The sequence below is a fragment of the Sphaerisporangium sp. TRM90804 genome (genome assembly GCF_029846175.1).
Lineage (GTDB): Bacteria > Actinomycetota > Actinomycetes > Streptosporangiales > Streptosporangiaceae > Sphaerisporangium.
The window spans coordinates 148,254-166,046 of record NZ_JARWAC010000023.1; the positions used below are offsets into that span (position 1 = coordinate 148,254).

Below are 17,793 nucleotides of genomic sequence, written 5' to 3' on the forward strand. Positions count from 1 at the left end.
TGGGGGCGTCCCCCTCCGCGGGTGTGGCACACACGTCTCTCTCCGCACGCGCGGCCCCATGGACGGTCCCTCTGCGCGCCCGGGGCACATGGAAGCGCCCCCGCTCCGCGTGTGGGGCGGGAGCGGGGGCGCAGGGCCGTGCGCGGATCAGGTCACACGTGGACGGAGGCCCTCGGTTCGGGCGCGGGCAGGAGCGTGGTCCGGCGGCGCAGGCGGGAGGCCGCGAGCGCGAAGCCGGCCGCCGCGACCAGCGCCACCGCGCCGACCAGCGGGAACGCCAGCCGCTCCACCGAGCTGTACGCGGCCACGGCGACGACCGGGCCCACCAGGAAGCCGACGTCGGCGATCGCGTTGAACCGGCCCCACACCGTGCCGGAGGCGTCGGTGTACCGGTCGATGCCGTCCCGGGCGACCAGGTAGCCGTGCCCCTGGGCGACCATGAAGACCACGAAGGCCAGCAGCCCGATCCCGAGGTCGCCGATCTCGGTCATGGCCAGGCACGACCCGCCGAGCACGACCAGGCTCACGGTGCCGGCGGCGGGGGAGCGCAGGCGCTCGGACACCCGGCCGCTGAGCAGCGTGGCGAGCATCCACACGGCGAGGCCCACGCCGAGGATCAGCGCGGACCGCCCGGTGGCGTCGTGCTGGCTCCCGGCCACGTACAGCGGGACGAGCGGCTCGGAGGCGGCGAACAGCAGGTTGAGGATCAGCTCGTAGAGGCCGAACACCAGCAGCGGCATCCCCCAGCCGCCGCTCCGGGCCCCCGCCGGGGCGGGCGCCTCCGCGACGCCGGCGGTCGGCGTCGCGGCCGGCACGCGCATGGCGTACGCCGCGGTGACCGCCCCGGCCACGCTCAGCGCGGCGCCGGCGAGCAGCACCACGCGGAACCCGGCGAAGATCTGCACCAGGCCGGCGACCACCGGGCCGAGCGCCAGGGTGAGCACCGCGCCCGCCCCGACGAACGACCGCAGCTTGGACACCGGCACCCCGTAGTGGTCGGCCATCATGCCGGTGGCCTTGTAGATGGCGGGGATGCCGAGGCCGGTGCCGACGCCCCACACCAGCCGCCCGGCGACGGCGGCCCAGGGGCCGTCGGCCACCGCGATGAGCGCCATGCCGGCCGTCCCGCTCAGCCACGCCACGACGGCCGTCGGGGCGGGCCCCCACCGGTCGGTGAGGCGCCCGCCGAGCGCCCACTGGCTCACGATCTTCGCGACCGGGTAGGCGATCAGGAAGACGGTGAGCAGCGCGGGCGTGAGGCCCAGCTCGCCCTGCAGTTCGGGGATGAACGGCAGGATGGCGGTGTACCCGATGTTCATGCCGGCGATGGCGAAGATCATCAGGGCGAACCGCGGGCGGTATCCCGACGTCACGGCCGCCTCCCGGCGTGGTTGCGTGCGATCAGCCGGATGTGCAGCTCGGTCAGCGACGCCTGGATCTCGTAGTCGTCCTCGGCGAGGTACACCGCCGCGTACAGGTCGACGCCGGTGAGCCCCAGGCGCTGTTTGTACAGGTGGTTGGACCTTCCCATGTCGAGGATGGCGGCCCCGCTGTCCACCGCGTAGGAGACGGCCTCGTAGGCGAGCGTCCCGTAGGTGTGCAGGTCACGCAGCCGCGGGTAGTCGATGCCGGCCGTCCACGCCGACAGGCGGTTGCCGTGGCGCAGGCACAGGAAGCCGCCCGCCAGGGTGCCGTCGTGCTCGGCGGCCAGCATGACCGACCCGGGCACCGTGGCGACGGCGTGGAACAGGTCGGGGCCGTACATGTTGTAGCCGTGCGCCTGGGAGGTGTCGATGGTGAGCGCGCCGAACTCGTCCAGCACGGGGATCATGTCGTAGTCGTGCAGGCGGCGGACCTTCAGCCCGGCGTCCATGCCGCGCCGCCACTGCCTGCGGAACTCGCGCCGCACGTTGGAGGTCGGCCGCTTCGCCAGGAAGTCCTCGACCGAGTCGCCGACCGGGGCGTAGTACGCCACGTCGAACAGCACCGACATCGACGTGGGCCGCACCATCGACCAGCGGCTCAGCACGTCTGGCGTGAGGTTGCTGAAGACCAGCGCGGAGGCCCCCCACTCGCGCGTCAGCTCCAGGCCGCGGTCCACGGCCTCGGCGATGAAGTCGGTGCGGCTGGCCCCCGCCCCGCCGTACTCGGCGTAGGGCGAGGGCGCGTACACCACCGGGCCCGGCCAGACCGGGTCCATCTCCACGACCTGCTCGTTCTCCGTCCAGAACGGCGAGTGGTCGACCAGGTAGTACGACACCAGCTCCGCCTCGCCGCCGTCGGCGAGCAGCAGGTGGCGGAAGTCGCGCACCTGCTCGGTGGTGACCTGCTCCCAGGCCGCGGCCCAGGCCGGCGTCAGCGTGATGTGCTCGGCCCAGATCGGCAGGTCCGGAACCTCGGACACCTTGCGGTACCACGTCCCGATGGCGCTCATCGCGCACCGTCCCCGGCGGCCGCCCCGGCCACGCTCGCGGCGCGCGCCTCGGGCTCGGCGGGCGGTTCGGGCCCCGGCCCGGCGATGTCGACGGTGACGTGCCGCATCGCCTCCTCCATGTTGCGGCGGCAGGCCGCCGCGTCCTCGCCGGTGACGATGAGCGAGCCCAGCACGTCGTCCAGCCCGTTGGGCGGCGGCTTCACCGTCTCGCCCACCGACTTCTCCCACACCAGCTCGTGGAACCAGGGCGGATCGTCCAGCGCGGGACCGCCCCGCAGGCCGGTCACGACGCCGGCCGCGTGCGGGTAGATGTGCTTGATGGCCGCCGCTCCGGAACGTTCCGGAGCCAGGTCCGGGACGACGCCCACGGCCGCGTCCGCCGCGGCCCGGGCCAGGTCGACGCCGGAGGCCAGCCGCCACAGGTACGGGATCCTCGCCCCTGCGAGGCGGGCGTTGACCTCCACCACCCGCGGCCCGCGCGAGGTGAGCCGCAGCTCGGTGTGGGTGACCCCGTACTCGACGCCGAGCGCGTCCAGCGCCGCCACCGCGACGTCGACGGCCGGGGAGGCGGGGTCGGCCAGCGGGCTCGCGGTGTCCACCACGTGGGCGCCCTGCTCGAAGTACGGCGGGAACTCCACCACGTGGTCGGTGACGCAGGCGACCTCGGTGCGCCCGGCGACGGTCACGCACTCCACGCTGATCTGCGGCCCGTCGAGGTACTCCTCGACGAGCAGCTGCACCGGGCCGTCCACCCCGCCCAGGCGGGAGGCGGCGCTCAGGTCGTAGGAGCGGGTCATCGCGCCCGCGTCGTCCACCCGCACCACGCCGACGCTGCCGGCCAGGTTGCGGGGCTTGAGCACGACGGGGTAGCCGATGTCGGCGCCGACGCGCAGCGCCTCGGCCAGGGAGCCGACGGGCACCGAGCGCGCGGACGGCACCCCGGCGGCGTCGAGCGCCTGGCGCGTCAGCAGCTTGTCGCGGCACGCGCGAACCGTGTGGACGCTGTTGTGCGGCACCCCGAGGTCCTCGGCGATCGCCGCCGTCACCTCCAGGTACTGCTCGACGTAGGTCACGACCCCGTCGACGGGCCCGGCGCGTTCGCGCACCGCGCGCACCACGGCGGCGGTGTCGTCGAAGCGGACCGGTATGTGGTCGCTGATGTGGGCACGCTGCCAGGTGGGAGTCTCGTCGTCGACCAGGGTGAGGCGGTAACCGCTGGCCATGCTGCGAAGGCCGTACTCGCGGCACACCCGGCAACCGCTGCCAACCACGAGTACTTTCCCGGCCGGACCGGCTGACATGTGATGATGTCCTATCTTCTATGGTGATCCGCGGCTACCTCTCGCCATCCCGTGCCTTGCTACAGCCAGCCGTCATGCTGTACACCCAAGCCAGGGCCGCCGCCGTCTAAGGCTCGGCGGCGGCCCTGCCAGGGAAGGTCAGACCACGCGAGCGAGGTCGGCCTTCGCGACATTAGGGTCCACAGGGCTACAGGACACGTCGGCGATCATGAGCAGGCCGGTGACCTGGATCTGGAACTCCCTGACGGACATGAGACGGCGGTGGGAGGCGGCGTCCCTCCACTGGATGACGATGATGTACTCGTCTGGCCGCAGGTCCGACCGCGTGAGCTCGAAGCCGCCGAACCCGGGTTGACCCCGGAGGAAGTCCTCGTGCTCCTTGACCTGCCGTTCGAACAGCGACCGGTCGCCCCTGAGCGTGAACGTATTGATGAACGCGATCATGTCTGTCCCACGCCCGCTCGCCTAGGCGGCCGGGCCGTCAGACGCTCTGCGCCGACGACTGCACGTCCGCGTCCGCGCCGGCCACCACGACCTCGCTACAGCTGACGTCCGCGATGCCCAGCATGTTGGTGACCTGCACCTGGAACGTCTTGGTCGACCTCAGCCGCGCGTGGGAGTCCTCGTCCGACCACTGCACGATGTTGACGTACTCACCCGGGCGGGTGTCGGACCGGTTGAGCTCGAACCCGCCGAAGCCGGGCTGCGTGCGCAGGTACTCCTCGTGCGCCGCCATGAGCTCCTCGAACACGCGGTCGTCGCCCTTGATGACGAAGGTGTTGATGTACGCGAGCATTCTGTCTCCCTCTGGTTGCGGGGTGTGACCCGTCGTGACGGGGGGCATCACACGTCGAAAGCTACGCATCGGTCCAAGCGCGGCCTTCTCATGGATTGCCTTCATCGGGGCCCCTCCCGGCTCTCACGCGGCCACGACGACGTCGCGCCGCCGGTAGAGGCGCACGGCCAGCGGCGCGGCCACGGCCGTGACGGCGAGCGCCCACGCGAGGGTCTGGAGCACCGGCACGGCGACCGGCCCACCACCCGAGGACAGCCCGATGGCGGCGTCGGTCGCCGACGAGAGCGGGTTCGCGCCGACCAGCGGCCGCAGGAAGCCCGGGAACGCGTCGACCGGCGCGAAGCCGGAGGAGAAGAACAGCAGGAACGTCGCCGGCATGGTCAGCGCGGTGTTGACGGCCTGCACGCTCCTGGCCGCCAGGGCGATCACCAGCGCCACCCACATGAAGATCGAGCCGAAGGCGAGCACCACGGCGAAGAACCCCAGCGCGGCCAGCGGCCCCTGCGTGAAGCGGAAGCCCGCGACGTGGGCCGCGGCCGACGAGGCGACGGCGGTGATCAGCACGCGGGCCAGGTCCGCGGCCATCCGCCCCAGCAGCGGGGACGCCCGGCTGATCGGCATGGTCCGCAGCCGGTCGGCGAGCCCGGTGTGCAGGTCGAGGTGGAAGCCGACCCCGGTCACCACCGCGCCCGACGCCGCCGCGAACAGCACCACCGCCGGCGCCAGCCGCTCCACGTACGGCCCGCCGCCGGCGCCGCCCACGATGCCCCCGAAGACGGCGAGCATCATGAACAGCAGGACCAGCGGCATGACCACGGTGTTCACGAGCTGCTGCGGGCTGCGCAGGTACCGCCGGACGCCGCGCCCGGCCAGCAGCAGCGTCTCGGCCGCCGTCGCCGCCGGCCCCTCCCGCCCGGCCGCGGGCGCGCCGCCTCTCACGTCGCCCTCCGGTACGCCCTGGTCGCCGCGCGCGAGAAGACCACCAGCAGCACCAGCAGCCAGGCGGCGGCGCGTCCCAGCGGAGCGAGGTCGGTGCCCTCGGCGACGGCGCGCAGCGCGTCGACCACCGCCGACACCGGCGAGTACTCCACCACCGGCCGCAGCCAGGACGGGAAGCCGCCGACCGGCGCGAAGGCGGTGGACAGCATGAGCAGCGGCATCGCCGGCATGTGCAGCGTGGCGCCGACCGCTTCGGGCTCGGTGGAGGCCAGCCCCGCCGCGCCCGTGCCGACCGAGAGCACCAGCAGCACGGTCAGGGCGAGCAGCACGAAGGCCGCCGCCCCGGCCACGCCCGTGGCGAACCGGAAGCCGGTGACGTGCGCCGCCGCGATCACGGCGCAGATGCTGATCAACCCGCGGACGCCGTCGGAGGCCAGCCGGCCCGCGACCACGGCGCCGCTGTTGACCGGCATCGACCGCAGGCGGGCCAGCATGCCCGTGCGCCGGTCGCGGGCGAACAGCACCGCCGCCGAGATCGCGGTGAACGTCACCCACATGACCACGATCGCGGGCGGCAGGTACTGGGCGAAGTCGATGCCGTGCGCGGCGAACATCTGGCGGAACACCGCGAGGAACCCGAAGAAGAACAGCAGCGGCGTGATCACCATCCCGGCGACGGCGGCGGCGCCGAGGGACACGCGCAGGTTGCGCCCGGCCAGCAGCGCCGACTGCCTGACCAGGTTCACCGGCCCGCCCTCGGCGACCGCGACCGCCGGGGCGAACCCCGCCGCGCCGCTCACCGTCCGGCCCCCGCCCCGGCCCGCCCGTTCGAGGCCGCGGGCGAGCCGTCGTGGTGCCCCAGCGCGCCGTGGCCGGTGAGGGCGAAGAACGCGTCGTCCAGGCTCGGGCGGCGGATCGCGACGTTGTCCGTCTCGACCCCGGCCTCGGTGAGCCGCCGCACGATCTCGGCCAGCGTCCGGGCGTCGCCGCCGGGCACCACGATGGAGCCGTCGCCCTCGGTGACGTCCGGCCAGCGGTCCAGCAGCACCACGAGCGCGTCGCGCCGGGCCCGCTCGTCGTCGATCCGCACCTCGCACACCGAGACGCCGACCTTGCCCTTCAGCTCCTCGGGCGTGCCGGTCGCGATCACCTTCCCGCGCGCGACGACGACGATGCCGTCGGCCAGGCGGTCGGCCTCCTCCAGGTACTGGGTGGTGAGCAGGACGGTCGTCCCGGCCGACCGCAGCTCGCGCACCACCCGCCACATGGCGTGGCGGCTGCGCGGGTCCAGGCCGGTCGTCGGCTCGTCCAGCACCAGCACCGGGCGCGGCACCATGAGCGCCGCCGCGAGGTCCAACCGGCGGCGCATGCCGCCCGAGTACTCCCTGACGCCCCGGTCGCCGGACTCGGCCAGGTCGAACCGGGCCAGCAGCTCGGTGGCGCGCTCGCCCGCCGCGCGCCTGCTCATGCGCAGCAGCCGGCCGAACAGCACGAGGTTCTGCCGTCCGGTGAGCAGTTGGTCGACGGCGGCGAACTGGCCGGTGAGCGCGATCGAGGCGCGCACGCCCGCCGGGTCGCGCTCCACGTCGAAGCCGGCGACCGACACGCGGCCGGCGTCGGGGCGCAGCAACGTCGTCAGGCAGTTGATGACGGTCGTCTTGCCGGCGCCGTTCGGCCCGAGCAGGCCCATGACGCTGCCGGCCGGGACGCCGAACGACACGCCGTCCACGGCGGCCCGCTTGCCGAACGACTTGCGCAGGCCCTCGACCTGGATCATCGGCTCCGTCACGGCCGGACCTCCGTTCCCGCCCGGCCGGGCCCGGGTCCGCGCCGCTGGTAGGCGATGAGGCAGGGCGAGGCGGGCCTGGAGATCCCCATCTTCTTGGACGGCGGAGGATCGGGCTCGACCAGGCTCAGCCTGTAGGAGCGCAGCAGCATGCTCAGCACCACCTTCATCTCCGACTCGGCGAACCGGGCGCCGAGGCAGCGGTGCTGGCCCCCGCCCAGGTTGATCAGCGTGGCCGCCGCCCGCCCGCCGGGGTCGCGGGCGGGGGAGAACCGGTCGGGGTCGTACTCGCCGGGGGAGTCGAAGACCTCCGGGGACCGGTGGGTGATCGGCGGGCAGAGCACGGTGAACCAGCCCGCCGGCACCGTGTACCCGCCCACCGTGTACGGCTTCTCGGTGTAGCGCCACAGCATGGTGGTGATCGGGCGCAGCCGCTCGGCCTCGCGCAGGTTCCAGTGCAGCCGCCGCATGGCGTGCAGGCTGCCCGGGGTCGGCTCCTCGGGCGCGCCGTCGGCCTCCTCCACCACCAGCTTGAGCTGGTCGGGGTGCTGCAGCAGCAGCACCAGCGACCACGCGAGCTGGGCGGCGGTCGTCTCGTAGGCGGCGAACACCAGCGACAGGAGCAGGCCGATCACCTCCTCGTCGGAGACCGGCGTCCCGTCGGAGTACCGGCCGCCGACCAGGGTGGCGAGGAAGCCGTGCCGCTCGGGGTCGGGGTCGAGCCTGGCCTCGGCCGTCTTCGGCGCCAGCAGCGTGAACAGCCGGTCGCGCGCGCGGTCGCGCCGGATGAGGCGGGGGAGCGGCAGCCTGGGCGGCAGCAGGATCTCCATCCCCTCCGCCAGGTCGACGTACTGCCGCCAGAAGTACTCGCCGGAGCGGAGCAGGAAGTCCTCGCCGAGGAACGCCCGCACCGCGATGGACATCGACAGCCGCTCCAGGCCCCTGGTGGCGTCGAAGACCCCGAACTCGCCGAGCGACCCCAGCCAGTCGCCGGCCTCCTTCACCATGCACTTCAGGTAGTTCGGCAGGTTGCGGGAGCGCAGGGCCGGGAGCATCATCTCGCGCTGGTCGACGTAGCCCTCGTACTCGGCGGCCTGCAGCACCTCGCCGAACATGGGGATCACCCAGCGGTACACCGGGCGCAGCGACAGCGTCGACTCCGGGAGGTTCACGACGTCCAGGGCGTCGGCCGGCCCGGTCACGACGACCATGCGCTTGGGGCCGAGCCGCAGCGCGAACACCGGGCCGAGCTGGGCCTGCGCGCGCCACAGCGTGCCCATGGCGTCGCGGAGGAAGGCCGGCCCGTTCCCGAGCAGGGGGACGCCCGCGGGTGCGGGAGGGTGCGGTGCAGACATCAACGCTTCGCCATCCGATGGGTGCGAGGCCGGCGGCCGGCCCTGGGGCGGGCCGGCCTTCCGGGTGGTCCTGTGCCGGCCGTGCGGGTCAGTCGTCGGCCGAAGGGATGGGAAGCGCCGCGGCCGGGAACTCCAGGCCGAGCTTCTCGGGGATGCTGGCCATGTCGTACTGGCCCCAGTGGTCGTGGATGAGGCCGTCCTGGAACCGCCAGGCGCCCATGCCGTTGATGGAGAACCGCTTGCCCGTCGGCGGCACGCCGAAGAACTCGCCGGTGTGCTCGAACGACAGCTCGACCACCTCGAACAGGTGGTTCTCGTCGGCGAGCCACACCTTCGGCTCGGCCTTGAGGAAGCTGAACCAGGCGGCGGAGTCCTTGAACATCGTGATCACGCCGTCGGGGTCGTGCGGCACGACCGACGCCCCGGGGATCGGGAAGTGCACCTTCACCTCCGGGTGCAGGTACTTCTTCGCCTCCTCCCAGTTCTCCTTCATGATCTCCGCCTGGAAGGCCTCGACGAACGCCTTGTTGCGCTCCGCCACTCCGGCCTGCTCATTGGTCGTGGTCGTCATCTCGGCAGCTCCTTCGCGTCCTTCGCGCTCGTTCGATGCGAACGTATCCGCGCGTCACGGGCGTTTCCTTCTCACGGATTGCCCGTCCGCGTAGGCAATCCATGAGAAGAAGGCGACGTCCGGCCCCTCATACGCTGCGGCAAAGCGCTGTCCGGGCCCTCCACGCCGATCTGCCGAATGGGGTGGCGAATTGACCACCAGTAATGACCAGCAACCGATAACCAGCCAGATCATGCAGTTCCTGACCGGCAAGGAGATCAGCGGCGCCGTGGTGGCGGCCGCCGAGCTCCGGCTGGCCGACGCGATCGGCGACGAGCCGGTGCCCGTCGAGGAGCTGGCGACGAAGGTCGGAGCCGACCCCGACGCCCTGTTCCGTCTCATGCGCGCGCTGACCACTCTCGGGCTGTTCCGCGCGTCCGGCGAGCGCAGCTTCGCCCACACCGAGCTGTCGGCGGGCCTGCGTTCCGACGCCCCCGAGCGGCTGCTGGACATGATCCTGCTCGAAGGCGCCGAGTGGGGGTGGAAGCTCTCCAGCCGGCTGGCCGAGCCGGTCCGCACCGGCAAGCCGCTGTTCCCTGAGATCTACGGCAAGGACCTGTTCTCTTACTTCATGGAGGACGAGCCCGAGGCCGGCCAGGTCTTCGACCGCGCCATGACCGCCATCAGCGAGTCGGCCGTGGGGCCGATCGTCGACGCCCTCGACGTCACGGGCGTGCGCAAGGTGGTCGACGTCGGCGGCGGGCAGGGCAGCGTCGTCCGCGCGATCCTGCAGCGCAACCCCGGCCTGTCGGGGGTCGTGTTCGACATCGAGCCCGCGCTCGGCGACGCCCACGCCGAGCTGCGCGACGGCGAGCTGTCGTCCCGCACCGAGCTGATCGCCGGCGACTGCCGCGAGAGCGTGCCCGTCACGGCCGACCTCTACCTGTTCCGCCACGTCCTGCACATGTGGGACGACGAGGGGGCCGCGCGGATCCTGCGCAACGTCGCCGCCAGCGCCGCCCCCGGCGCCCGCGTCGTCGCCATCGAGCAGCTCGTCACCGAGGGGCCCGACGGGCAGTACGTCGCGCTGCTCGACCTGCACATGCTGGCGGTCGGCGGCGGGCGCGCCCGCAGCGAGCTGGACTTCGCCCGGCTGTTCGAGAAGGCGGGGCTGCGGCTGACCCGCGTCACGCCGACCTCGGCGGGCGACCAGCTCGTCGAGGCCGAGGTGGTGGACGGCCGATGAGCTCCGACCTCTCCTACAGCCCGTTCGACCCCGAGCAGACCAAGGACCCGTACCCCATCTGGGACCAGCTGCGCGGCGAGTGCCCTGTCTACCGCAGCTCGTTCGGGTCGGACGAGTGGATGGTGGACGACGCCGACGACGCCGGCGCCGTCTACGTCGTGACCAGGCACGAGGACATCACCTACATCCTGGAGCACCCCGACAGGTTCACCTCCGGCGAGGACAAGAACGGGCCCGGCATCCCGCCGGAGGTGCTGGCCGAGCTGTCCAAGGGGCTGCCGCTGAGCACCACCCTCTACAACACCGACCCGCCCGAGCACACCCGGCTGCGCACGCTCGTCGGGTCCGGCCTGTCGCCGCAGCGGGTGGCGGCGAACGCGCCGCTGACCCGGGCCACGGCCGAGGAGCTCGCCTCCCGGCTCACCGGCGGCACGGCCGAGCTGCTGGACGAGTACGTGCGCCCGCTGGCCAACCTGGCACTGCTGGACTACCTGGGCATCCCCCGGGACGACCAGGCGCGGGTGCTGGAGTGGAACGAGATGTGGGAGCGGCTCTTCATCCCCGGCCTGCCGCCGGAGGACCAGATCCGCGCCGCGTCGAAGATCGTGGAGTACCAGCAGTACTACGTCAAGGCCGTGGAGGAGCGCCGCGCCGACCCGCGCGAGGACATGCTCACCCGGCTCGCGCTCGCCGAGACCGACGGCGGCGAGCGGCTGAGCATGGCCGAGATCGCCTGGTGCACCATGGAACTCATCTCCGCGGGCGCCGCCAACACGGTGGACGGCCTGGCCAACGTGCTGCTGGTGCTGCTGAGCGATCAGGAGCGCTGGAACGCCGTCCGGGACGACCGCGAGCTGCTGCCCGGCGCCATCGAGGAGGGCCTGCGCCTGGAGGGCCCCACCCAGTGGCTGCCCAGGACCGCCGCGGACGACATCGAGCTGAGCGGGGTCCGCATCCCCAAGGGCGCCACGGTGGCCGTCACCTTACAGGCCGCCAACCGCGACCCCGAGGCCTTCCCCGGCCCCGAGCGGTACGACCCGAAGCGGCACGGCCTCAGCCGGCACGTGGCCTTCGGCCGCGGCGCGCACTACTGCGTCGGCGCCGGCTGGTCGCGCATGGCGCTGCGGGTGGGCATCGAGGTGCTGCTCGACCGCTTCCCCGGCCTGCGGCTGGACGAGGGCTACGAGCCGGAGTTCTACCTGCCCATCCCGGTGCTGCGCTGCGTGACCTCCCTGCCCGTGAACTGGACGGACGCCGGCTGAGGCCGGTCGTCGGACGAAATCGGAGACCTATTCCATGATTCTCGTAACCGGGGCGACGGGCGCCGTCGGCAACCACGTGGTCGCCCAGCTCGTCGAGGCCGGGGCCAAGGTGCGCGCGTTGACCCGCAGCCCCGGCAAGGCGCGGTTCGACCCGCAGGTCGACGTGGCGATCGCCGACGTGGACAAGCCCGAGACGCTGCCCCCGGCGCTGGAGGGCGTCGAGCGTGTCTTCATGCTGGCCCCCAGCCACCACGCCCCCGCCCACGACGCCAACATCGTCAAGGCCGCCCAGGCGGCCGGGGTCCGCCACCTGGTGAAGATCTCGGGCCTCGGCACCATCGACGACGCCCCCGACGCCATCACCCGCTGGCACCTGGAAGGTGAGCGGGCGGTGAAGGAGTCGGGCATCGCCTGGACGATCCTGCAGCCGGGCGAGTTCATGTCCAACACCTTCTACTGGACGTACGGCATCAAGGGCGAGGGCGTCGTCCGCGAGCCGCACGGCGACACCAGGCAGGCGCTCGTCGACCCGCGCGACATCGGCTCGGTCGCCGCCGTCGTGCTCACCACCGAGGGCCACGAAGGCAAGTCGTACCCGCTGACCGGGCCCGAGGCGCTCACCCCGAAGGAGCGGGTCGCCAAGATCTCGGCGGCGCTCGGCCGCCCGATCGAGTTCGCCCAGCTCACCCCGCAGCAGGCCCGGGACAACTGGGTCATGCTCGGCGCCCCTGAGGAGCTGATCGACGCCGTCCAGTCGGTGCTCGCCGACGACAGCGGACGCTGGGCGCGGGTCTACCCGACGGTCGAGCAGCTCACCGGCCGTCCGGCGCGCTCGTTCGACCAGTGGCTCGCCGACCACCTGGAGGCGTTCCGCTGACCCCCACGACCGTCCGGCCCGCCGGCCGCCCGCGCCCCTCGCGCGGACGGCCGGCTTCGCCGTCCCGGCGACGCGTTCCGCGTTCGGCTGGCAGGCGGGGCCGGTCACTGATAGAACCGCGGGCAGTACGTTCCGTGCCCGCCCGAGATCCGGGAGAGTCCATGATCAGTCATATCGGAACCGTCGACGTCTTCGTCCGCGACCAGGACGCCGCGCTCGACTTCTACGTCGGCAAGCTCGGTTTCGAGCTGCGCAGAGACGACTCCATGGGCCCCATGCGCTGGATCGAGGTGGCCCCGCCCGGTGCCCAGACCACGATCGTCATCGCCACCGCCGACTACCCGGTGGGCAGCGAGGAGAAGATCGGCATCTTCACCGACATCCAGTTCGTCACCGACGACATCAAGGCCGCCCACGAGAAGCTCACCGCACAGGGCGTCCACTTCACCACCCCGCCGGAGGACCAGTCGTGGGCCTGGCACTCCGCGTTCGTCGACCCCGACGGCAACGAGTTCTTCCTCATCCAGCGCAAGGCCTGACCCCTCGGGAAGCCCGCCGGCCGCGCCGGCGGGCTTTCGCGTGCCCCGGGGCGCGCCGCCGGTTCCGGGCGCTCCTAAACTGAACCGGACAGTCCATTCCGAGGGGCGAGACCATGGATCGGCCGCTGACGCCGAAGGGCGCGGCGACGCGCAAGCGCATCGTCGAGGGAGCCGCGGAGGTGCTGCGCGAGAGCAGCGTGGTGGATGCGACGCTGGACGACATCCGCCGGCAGACGGGCACCAGTAAGAGCCAGTTGTTCCACTACTTCCCCCGCGGGAAGGACGAGCTGCTGCTGGCCGTCGCCCAGTACGAGGCCGATCGGGTGCTGGACGACCAGCAGCCGCACCTGAGCTGCCTCACCTCCTGGGACGCCTGGCGGCGCTGGCGCGACGTCGTCGTCGAGCGCTACCGCGCCCAGGGCGACACCTGCCCGCTGGGCGCCCTCCTCCTGCAGACAGGCCGCACCACCCCCGGCGCGCGGGCCATCGTGGTCACCCTCATGGAGCGCTGGCAGCGGGAACTGGCCGCCGGCATGCGGGCGATGCGCGACGCCGGCCACCTCCCCCCGGACTTCGACCCCGACCAGGCCTCCGCCGCCCTCCTGGCCGGCATCCAGGGCGGCGTCGCCATCATGCTCTCCACCGGCCGCTCCACCCACCTGGAAGCCGCCCTGGACACCGCGATCACCCAGATGCGCGCGGCCGGCGACCGCGTCACGACGTAGGCCCACACGTGCCGCGCCGCGTGCGACGGTGCGCGGCCGCGGCCGCGCGAGCTACTACGAACTCGAACGTCTGATCGCCGCCGCCGCCGCCGCCGTCGGCGCGACCTCGGCCTGGCGCCCGACGCGCTGGCCCGTCCCGGTGACCTTCACGGCCACGCGTATCTGGCAGAAACAAGACCATTTATGGAGAATTGTCGTAGATCGCGTACCGGATGCGGTAGAAGATCATTTGTACCTACTGTCGCATCTCGAGGTCCACGTGAAGAAACTGCTCCAGGTTCTCGCGGCACAGCTGTTCGCCGCGACGTTCGTTCTCACCGCCCTGTCCGGCGCGGCCCGCGCCGACACCCCTCCGAGCGACGCCGAGCTCGCTCAGGAGTGGCAGGTCGCGTGGGACACGCACCGGTTCACCGACACCACGCCCCCGGCTCCGGGCTCGGGACGCAGCCGGGCCACCAGCAGCATCTCGATCGAGATCGCCGCGCCCGCCAAGCGGGTGTTCGCGGCGTACTCCGACATCGATAACCACATCGGCCGGCACTCGTTCCTGAAGCGGGTGGTCACCCACGCGGACTACTGCCGCCACGACACGCGGTACGTCGACTTCACCGCCATCGAGGAGATCCCGTACGAGGGCGCCATCGTCACGAGCAAGACGCACGCCCAGCAGCGCCTGCACCCCGACAAGCTCTACTACGAGACCGACACCTGGTCGGAGCCGAACGTGGTCTCCCACCAGAAGATCGTCTTCACCAAGCTCCCCGGCGGCAGGACCAGGGTCACCGAACACCTCACCTTCGACGCCGACACCACCCTGATCGACTTCGTCGTCACCAACGGCACCGCCTCCCACCAGCAGACCCAGACAGCCCTGAAGCAGGCCATAGAGTCCGGCGACCTCTGACCACCCCCACACCCCCCGGACGCACCCCTCCCGACCCGTGAACGATCTAGGCCCAGGAGGTTCGCAGGCGTAGCCATTCGAGGGCGGGGGTGGCCTGGGCGGACTGGAAGGCTCGGAGGGTGGGGAGGCCGGGGGGTGGGGGCTGGCGTGACTGGCGGACGAAGTAGCCGGTGAGGGCGGCCAGGGCGGTGGTCACGGCTGTCGGGTCGGCGTCGCGGGCCACGGGGTGGGCGGTGAAGATCTTCTCGGGGTGGGGGCCGCCCTGCATGCGGACGCTGGGGAGCATCTGGAGCAGGTCGAACCACGGGGCGCCGAGGAACGCCCACGGCCAGTCGACGACCATCACGTCGTCGGCCGTGAGCAGGAGGTTGTCGGCGCGGATGTCGCCGTGCACCAGCGTCTCGCCCTTGACGGCATCGGGCCAGCCCGCCTCCAGGCCGGCCAGCTCGTCCAGGTGGCGCGCGGCCCACGTGTCGAGGCCGGTCAGGTCGTCCGTCCCCGTGTCGCGGGCCTCGACCAGGAGCCGCCAACCGCGGAACGCCTCGCCGAACCTTTCCTCGGGGGGCGGCGCGGAGATCGGGGACGGGGTGAGCGTGACGCTCAGCCGGTCGAGGGCGTCCAGCACCCGCTCCAGCTCGTCGGCCCGCCACGGGTCGGCGGGCGGGTGGCCCTCCACGTAGTCGAACAGCAACGCGACCCATCCACCCGAGTCGAACGACGCCAGCAGCCGCGGCGAGGGCACCCCCGCGGGGAGCGCGGCGGCGATGCGGGCCTCGGCCCGGTAGATGTCGGCGCTCTCCGCGTTGGGCTCGGGCCCGACGGCCTTGGCGAACGCCCTGCGCCCATCGGCCAGCGTCAGCCGGACGGCGGCGCCGGGCGAGAACCCCCCGACCCGCGTCACCGCCTCCACCACCAGCGCCCCCAGACGCGCCTCGACCGCCCGCCGAACCCCCTCGGGCACATCACGCCACGGCAACCGCAAGTCAACGACAGGAACGTCCACCCCGCCATCCTCCCGGACCCGGCACCCGGCGATAAACCCATTTACCAGCGCCGCCACCCCACCGCCCCGCCCGCAGCCCCGAACGCCCTCAGGTCTCGTAGCCGTAGAGCCAGGTGTCGGGGCCATCGCCGCCGTACTTGAAGGCGAGTCTCATGGCGGTGTCCCGCGCGGCTATGGCGGCCCGGTTCTCCCACTGGCCGGCCATGCCGATCCTGCGGGACATGCGGGAGATGCGCGTGGCGCGGGAGACGCGGGCGGCCTCGTAGGCGCGCATGGCCCGGCGGCGGCCGGGTGGGGTGTCGTCGTGGGCGAGGGTCTCCTCGACGAGGCGGCAGAAGACGGCGGCGTCCTCGATGGCGGCGTTGGCGCCCTGGCCGAGGAAGGGGGCCATCGGGTGGGCGGCGTCGCCGAGCAGGGCGACGCGGGGGGTGGTCCAGCGGGGGAGGGTGGGCATGTCGTGGATGTCGGTGACGACGAGCTGGTCCACGGGGGTGTGGGCGACCAGGTCGGGGATGGGGGCGTGCCAGTCGCGGACGAGGGCCGCGAGCCGTTCGCGCGCGTACTCCGGGTGGAGCTGCGGCCACTCGTACTCGGTGGCGTTGAGCGTGGCCGCCCAGTACAGCTCGCCGCCGCGCAGCGGGTTGGCGAAGATCTGCAGGCCGGGGCCCTGGGAGAAGAAGCCGCCCGGGTAGGAGTGCTCGGGGGCCGGGGTGATGCCGCGCATGGAGCTGATGCCGAGGAAGCGCGGGCGCCGCTTGGCGCCCACGTGCTTGCGGGCCATGGACCACACGCCGTCCGCCCCGACGAGCAGGTCGCCGTGGGCGGTGGTGCCGTCGGCGAAGGTGGCGGTGACGGTGTCGGGGGTCTCGGTGGCGAGCAGGAAGCGGCTGCCGATCCTCAGCGCGCCCTTCGGCAGGGCGTCCAGCAGGATGCGGTGCAGCAGGCTGCGGCGCATGGCCACCATGGGGGCCTTCCACCGGGCCACCAGGTCGGTGGGCGGGATGCGGACCTTGACCTGCCCGGTGTGTGAGACGTAGTTGAACGTGTGCGGCCCCGGCACGGCCTCCTCGCGCACCCGTCGCCCGGCCTCCGGGGCCAGGCGGTCCAGCGCGCGGATCCCGTTGGGCGACAGCACCAGGCCGGACCCGGTGTGCTCGAACGGGTCGCTCTGGTCGAAGACCCGCACACGGTGCCCGCGGCGGGCCAGCCCGAGCGCGGTGCAGAGTCCGCCGATGCCGCAGCCGACGACGAGCACGTCCACGGCTCAGCCCCGCCCGCTCTGGGGGGACGTCCGGCCGCGGCGCCCCGGGCCGAGGGTGCCGGCGAGGCCGTCCATCGGCCGGGGCCGCTCCCTCCGGTGGGACGTGCGTCCGGGGTAGGTGAGGCCCGGGGCGGTGCGGGGGCCGGGGGCGATGAGCTTGGTCATCGGTCAGCTCCGCATCCGTTCGGCGTTGGGGGGCGGGGGTGGGCGGTCGCCGGTCAGCAGGGCGTCGAGGGAGAGCTCCACGCGGTCGAGCCCGGCCATGAGGGGGCGGTCGGCGCCGGTGACGGTGAGCGCGCCGTTCTCGACGGCGACGCTGACGACGTGGCCGGGGCGCAGCTCGCCGTAGAGGATCTTCTCCGACAGGGTGTCCTCCAGCTCGCGCTGGATGGTGCGGCGCAGCGGGCGGGCGCCGAGCACCGGGTCGTAGCCGTGCTCGCCGAGCAGGCGGCGGGCCTCCGGCGCCACCTCCAGGTCCATGTCGCGGTCCTTCATGCGCAGCGCGATCTGGGCGAGCATCAGGTCGACGATCTGGATGATCTCCTCGGGCGCGAGCTGGTGGAACACCACGATGTCGTCGATCCGGTTGAGGAACTCGGGCCGGAAGTGCCGCTTGAGCTCCTCCTGCACCTGGGCCCTCATCCGCGCGTGCCCGTCCCCGGCGCCGGCGGCCGTCGCGAAGCCGAGACCGGGGCCCTTGGAGATGCCCCGGCTGCCCAGGTTGGTGGTCATGATGACGACGGTGTTCTTGAAGTCGACCACGCGGCCCTGGGCGTCGGTCAGGCGACCGTCCTCCAGGATCTGCAGCAGCGAGT

At 72.6% G+C, this 17,793-nt stretch carries 20 protein-coding genes; 6 read left to right on the forward strand and 14 right to left on the reverse strand.

All coding sequences use genetic code 11. The features are described 5' to 3' along the window. Nucleotides 1–152 precede the first annotated feature (152 nt). The 10 genes from PYR91_RS27515 to PYR91_RS27560 all read right to left on the reverse strand — a co-directional run bounded on the left by PYR91_RS27515 (nt 153) and on the right by PYR91_RS27560 (nt 9,182). Nucleotides 153–1,373 carry an MFS transporter gene (locus PYR91_RS27515; protein WP_279784319.1) on the reverse strand — a complete coding sequence of 407 codons (1,221 nt, stop codon included), beginning with the start codon at nt 1,371–1,373 and terminating at the stop codon, nt 153–155. Then, the gene (locus tag PYR91_RS27520) at nt 1,370–2,434 is read right to left on the reverse strand and encodes a GNAT family N-acetyltransferase (protein ID WP_279784321.1); all 1,065 of its coding nucleotides are present in this window, start codon (nt 2,432–2,434) and stop codon (nt 1,370–1,372) included. The genes PYR91_RS27515 and PYR91_RS27520 overlap by 4 nt, the downstream gene beginning before the upstream one ends. Continuing rightward, complete coding sequence (locus tag PYR91_RS27525) at nt 2,431–3,705, reverse strand: ATP-grasp domain-containing protein (RefSeq protein WP_279784324.1); 1,275 nt, start codon at nt 3,703–3,705, stop codon at nt 2,431–2,433. Before PYR91_RS27525 ends, PYR91_RS27520 begins: the two co-directional genes overlap by 4 nt. Before the next feature lie 168 nt (nt 3,706–3,873). Beyond that, a complete protein-coding gene (locus PYR91_RS27530) occupies nt 3,874–4,179 on the reverse strand; it encodes an antibiotic biosynthesis monooxygenase (RefSeq protein WP_279784326.1) in 306 nt (101 codons plus the stop codon). A 37-nt stretch (nt 4,180–4,216) separates the two neighbouring features. Beyond that, nucleotides 4,217–4,531, reverse strand: coding sequence for an antibiotic biosynthesis monooxygenase (locus tag PYR91_RS27535; protein ID WP_279784328.1), 315 nt, complete (start codon nt 4,529–4,531; stop codon nt 4,217–4,219). A gap of 123 nt (nt 4,532–4,654) precedes the next feature. After that, nucleotides 4,655–5,470: an ABC transporter permease gene (locus tag PYR91_RS27540; protein ID WP_279784330.1), complete on the reverse strand. Its 816-nt coding sequence runs from the start codon at nt 5,468–5,470 to the stop codon at nt 4,655–4,657. After that, entirely contained in the window at nt 5,467–6,270 is an 804-nt protein-coding gene (locus PYR91_RS27545) for an ABC transporter permease (RefSeq protein ID WP_279784332.1), read from the reverse strand. Before PYR91_RS27545 ends, PYR91_RS27540 begins: the two co-directional genes overlap by 4 nt. Beyond that, the gene (locus PYR91_RS27550) at nt 6,267–7,259 is read right to left on the reverse strand and encodes an ATP-binding cassette domain-containing protein (protein ID WP_279784334.1); all 993 of its coding nucleotides are present in this window, start codon (nt 7,257–7,259) and stop codon (nt 6,267–6,269) included. The genes PYR91_RS27545 and PYR91_RS27550 overlap by 4 nt, the downstream gene beginning before the upstream one ends. Continuing rightward, complete coding sequence (locus PYR91_RS27555; RefSeq protein WP_279784336.1) at nt 7,256–8,611, reverse strand: cytochrome P450; 1,356 nt, start codon at nt 8,609–8,611, stop codon at nt 7,256–7,258. Before PYR91_RS27555 ends, PYR91_RS27550 begins: the two co-directional genes overlap by 4 nt. 88 nt (nt 8,612–8,699) lie before the next feature. Then, the gene (locus tag PYR91_RS27560) at nt 8,700–9,182 is read right to left on the reverse strand and encodes an ester cyclase (RefSeq protein WP_279784337.1); all 483 of its coding nucleotides are present in this window, start codon (nt 9,180–9,182) and stop codon (nt 8,700–8,702) included. Nucleotides 9,183–9,372: 190 nt separating this feature from the next. Here PYR91_RS27560 and PYR91_RS27565 point away from each other — a divergent pair, with 190 nt between their 5' ends. The 6 genes from PYR91_RS27565 to PYR91_RS27590 all read left to right on the forward strand — a co-directional run bounded on the left by PYR91_RS27565 (nt 9,373) and on the right by PYR91_RS27590 (nt 14,714). Further along, nucleotides 9,373–10,407 (forward strand): methyltransferase, encoded by a 1,035-nt coding sequence (locus tag PYR91_RS27565; RefSeq protein ID WP_279784339.1) that lies wholly within the window; start codon nt 9,373–9,375, stop codon nt 10,405–10,407. Next, entirely contained in the window at nt 10,404–11,669 is a 1,266-nt protein-coding gene (locus PYR91_RS27570) for a cytochrome P450 (RefSeq protein ID WP_279784341.1), read from the forward strand. Before PYR91_RS27565 ends, PYR91_RS27570 begins: the two co-directional genes overlap by 4 nt. Before the next feature lie 34 nt (nt 11,670–11,703). Beyond that, nucleotides 11,704–12,546: an SDR family oxidoreductase gene (locus PYR91_RS27575; protein ID WP_279784342.1), complete on the forward strand. Its 843-nt coding sequence runs from the start codon at nt 11,704–11,706 to the stop codon at nt 12,544–12,546. Nucleotides 12,547–12,707: 161 nt separating this feature from the next. Beyond that, the gene (locus PYR91_RS27580) at nt 12,708–13,085 is read left to right on the forward strand and encodes a VOC family protein (RefSeq protein WP_279784343.1); all 378 of its coding nucleotides are present in this window, start codon (nt 12,708–12,710) and stop codon (nt 13,083–13,085) included. Nucleotides 13,086–13,198: 113 nt separating this feature from the next. Continuing rightward, nucleotides 13,199–13,810, forward strand: coding sequence for a TetR/AcrR family transcriptional regulator (locus PYR91_RS27585; RefSeq protein WP_279784345.1), 612 nt, complete (start codon nt 13,199–13,201; stop codon nt 13,808–13,810). 259 nt (nt 13,811–14,069) lie between these two features. Continuing rightward, nucleotides 14,070–14,714 carry a hypothetical protein gene (locus tag PYR91_RS27590; RefSeq protein WP_279784347.1) on the forward strand — a complete coding sequence of 215 codons (645 nt, stop codon included), beginning with the start codon at nt 14,070–14,072 and terminating at the stop codon, nt 14,712–14,714. A gap of 46 nt (nt 14,715–14,760) precedes the next feature. On the opposite strand, the gene PYR91_RS27595 is transcribed toward PYR91_RS27590, so the two are convergent. From PYR91_RS27595 to PYR91_RS27610, 4 genes are all read right to left on the reverse strand, one after another. Further along, nucleotides 14,761–15,675, reverse strand: a complete 915-nt coding sequence (locus PYR91_RS27595; protein ID WP_279784348.1) for an aminoglycoside phosphotransferase family protein — start codon at nt 15,673–15,675, stop codon at nt 14,761–14,763. Between the two features lie 130 nt (nt 15,676–15,805). Next, the gene (locus PYR91_RS27600; RefSeq protein ID WP_279784350.1) at nt 15,806–16,978 is read right to left on the reverse strand and encodes an FAD-dependent oxidoreductase; all 1,173 of its coding nucleotides are present in this window, start codon (nt 16,976–16,978) and stop codon (nt 15,806–15,808) included. Nucleotides 16,979–16,981: 3 nt separating this feature from the next. Further along, nucleotides 16,982–17,143, reverse strand: coding sequence for a hypothetical protein (locus PYR91_RS27605; protein ID WP_279784352.1), 162 nt, complete (start codon nt 17,141–17,143; stop codon nt 16,982–16,984). A 3-nt stretch (nt 17,144–17,146) separates the two neighbouring features. Next, a partial coding sequence (locus tag PYR91_RS27610; protein ID WP_279784354.1) for an AAA family ATPase occupies nt 17,147–17,793 on the reverse strand: 647 nt, incomplete at its 5' end.

Bases quoted from the DNA above. Each gene is read 5' to 3' on its own strand.
- PYR91_RS27520 (WP_279784321.1), bottom strand. From the start codon at position 2,434: ATGAGCGCCATCGGGACGTGGTACCGCAAGGTGTCCGAGGTTCCGGAC.
- PYR91_RS27530 (WP_279784326.1), bottom strand. From the start codon at position 4,179: ATGATCGCGTTCATCAATACGTTCACGCTCAGGGGCGACCGGTCGCTG.
- PYR91_RS27535 (WP_279784328.1), bottom strand. From the start codon at position 4,531: ATGCTCGCGTACATCAACACCTTCGTCATCAAGGGCGACGACCGCGTG.
- PYR91_RS27555 (WP_279784336.1), bottom strand. From the start codon at position 8,611: ATGTCTGCACCGCACCCTCCCGCACCCGCGGGCGTCCCCCTGCTCGGG.
- PYR91_RS27560 (WP_279784337.1), bottom strand. From the start codon at position 9,182: ATGACGACCACGACCAATGAGCAGGCCGGAGTGGCGGAGCGCAACAAG.
- PYR91_RS27570 (WP_279784341.1), top strand. From the start codon at position 10,404: ATGAGCTCCGACCTCTCCTACAGCCCGTTCGACCCCGAGCAGACCAAG.
- PYR91_RS27575 (WP_279784342.1), top strand. From the start codon at position 11,704: ATGATTCTCGTAACCGGGGCGACGGGCGCCGTCGGCAACCACGTGGTC.
- PYR91_RS27580 (WP_279784343.1), top strand. From the start codon at position 12,708: ATGATCAGTCATATCGGAACCGTCGACGTCTTCGTCCGCGACCAGGAC.
- PYR91_RS27585 (WP_279784345.1), top strand. From the start codon at position 13,199: ATGGATCGGCCGCTGACGCCGAAGGGCGCGGCGACGCGCAAGCGCATC.
- PYR91_RS27605 (WP_279784352.1), bottom strand. From the start codon at position 17,143: ATGACCAAGCTCATCGCCCCCGGCCCCCGCACCGCCCCGGGCCTCACC.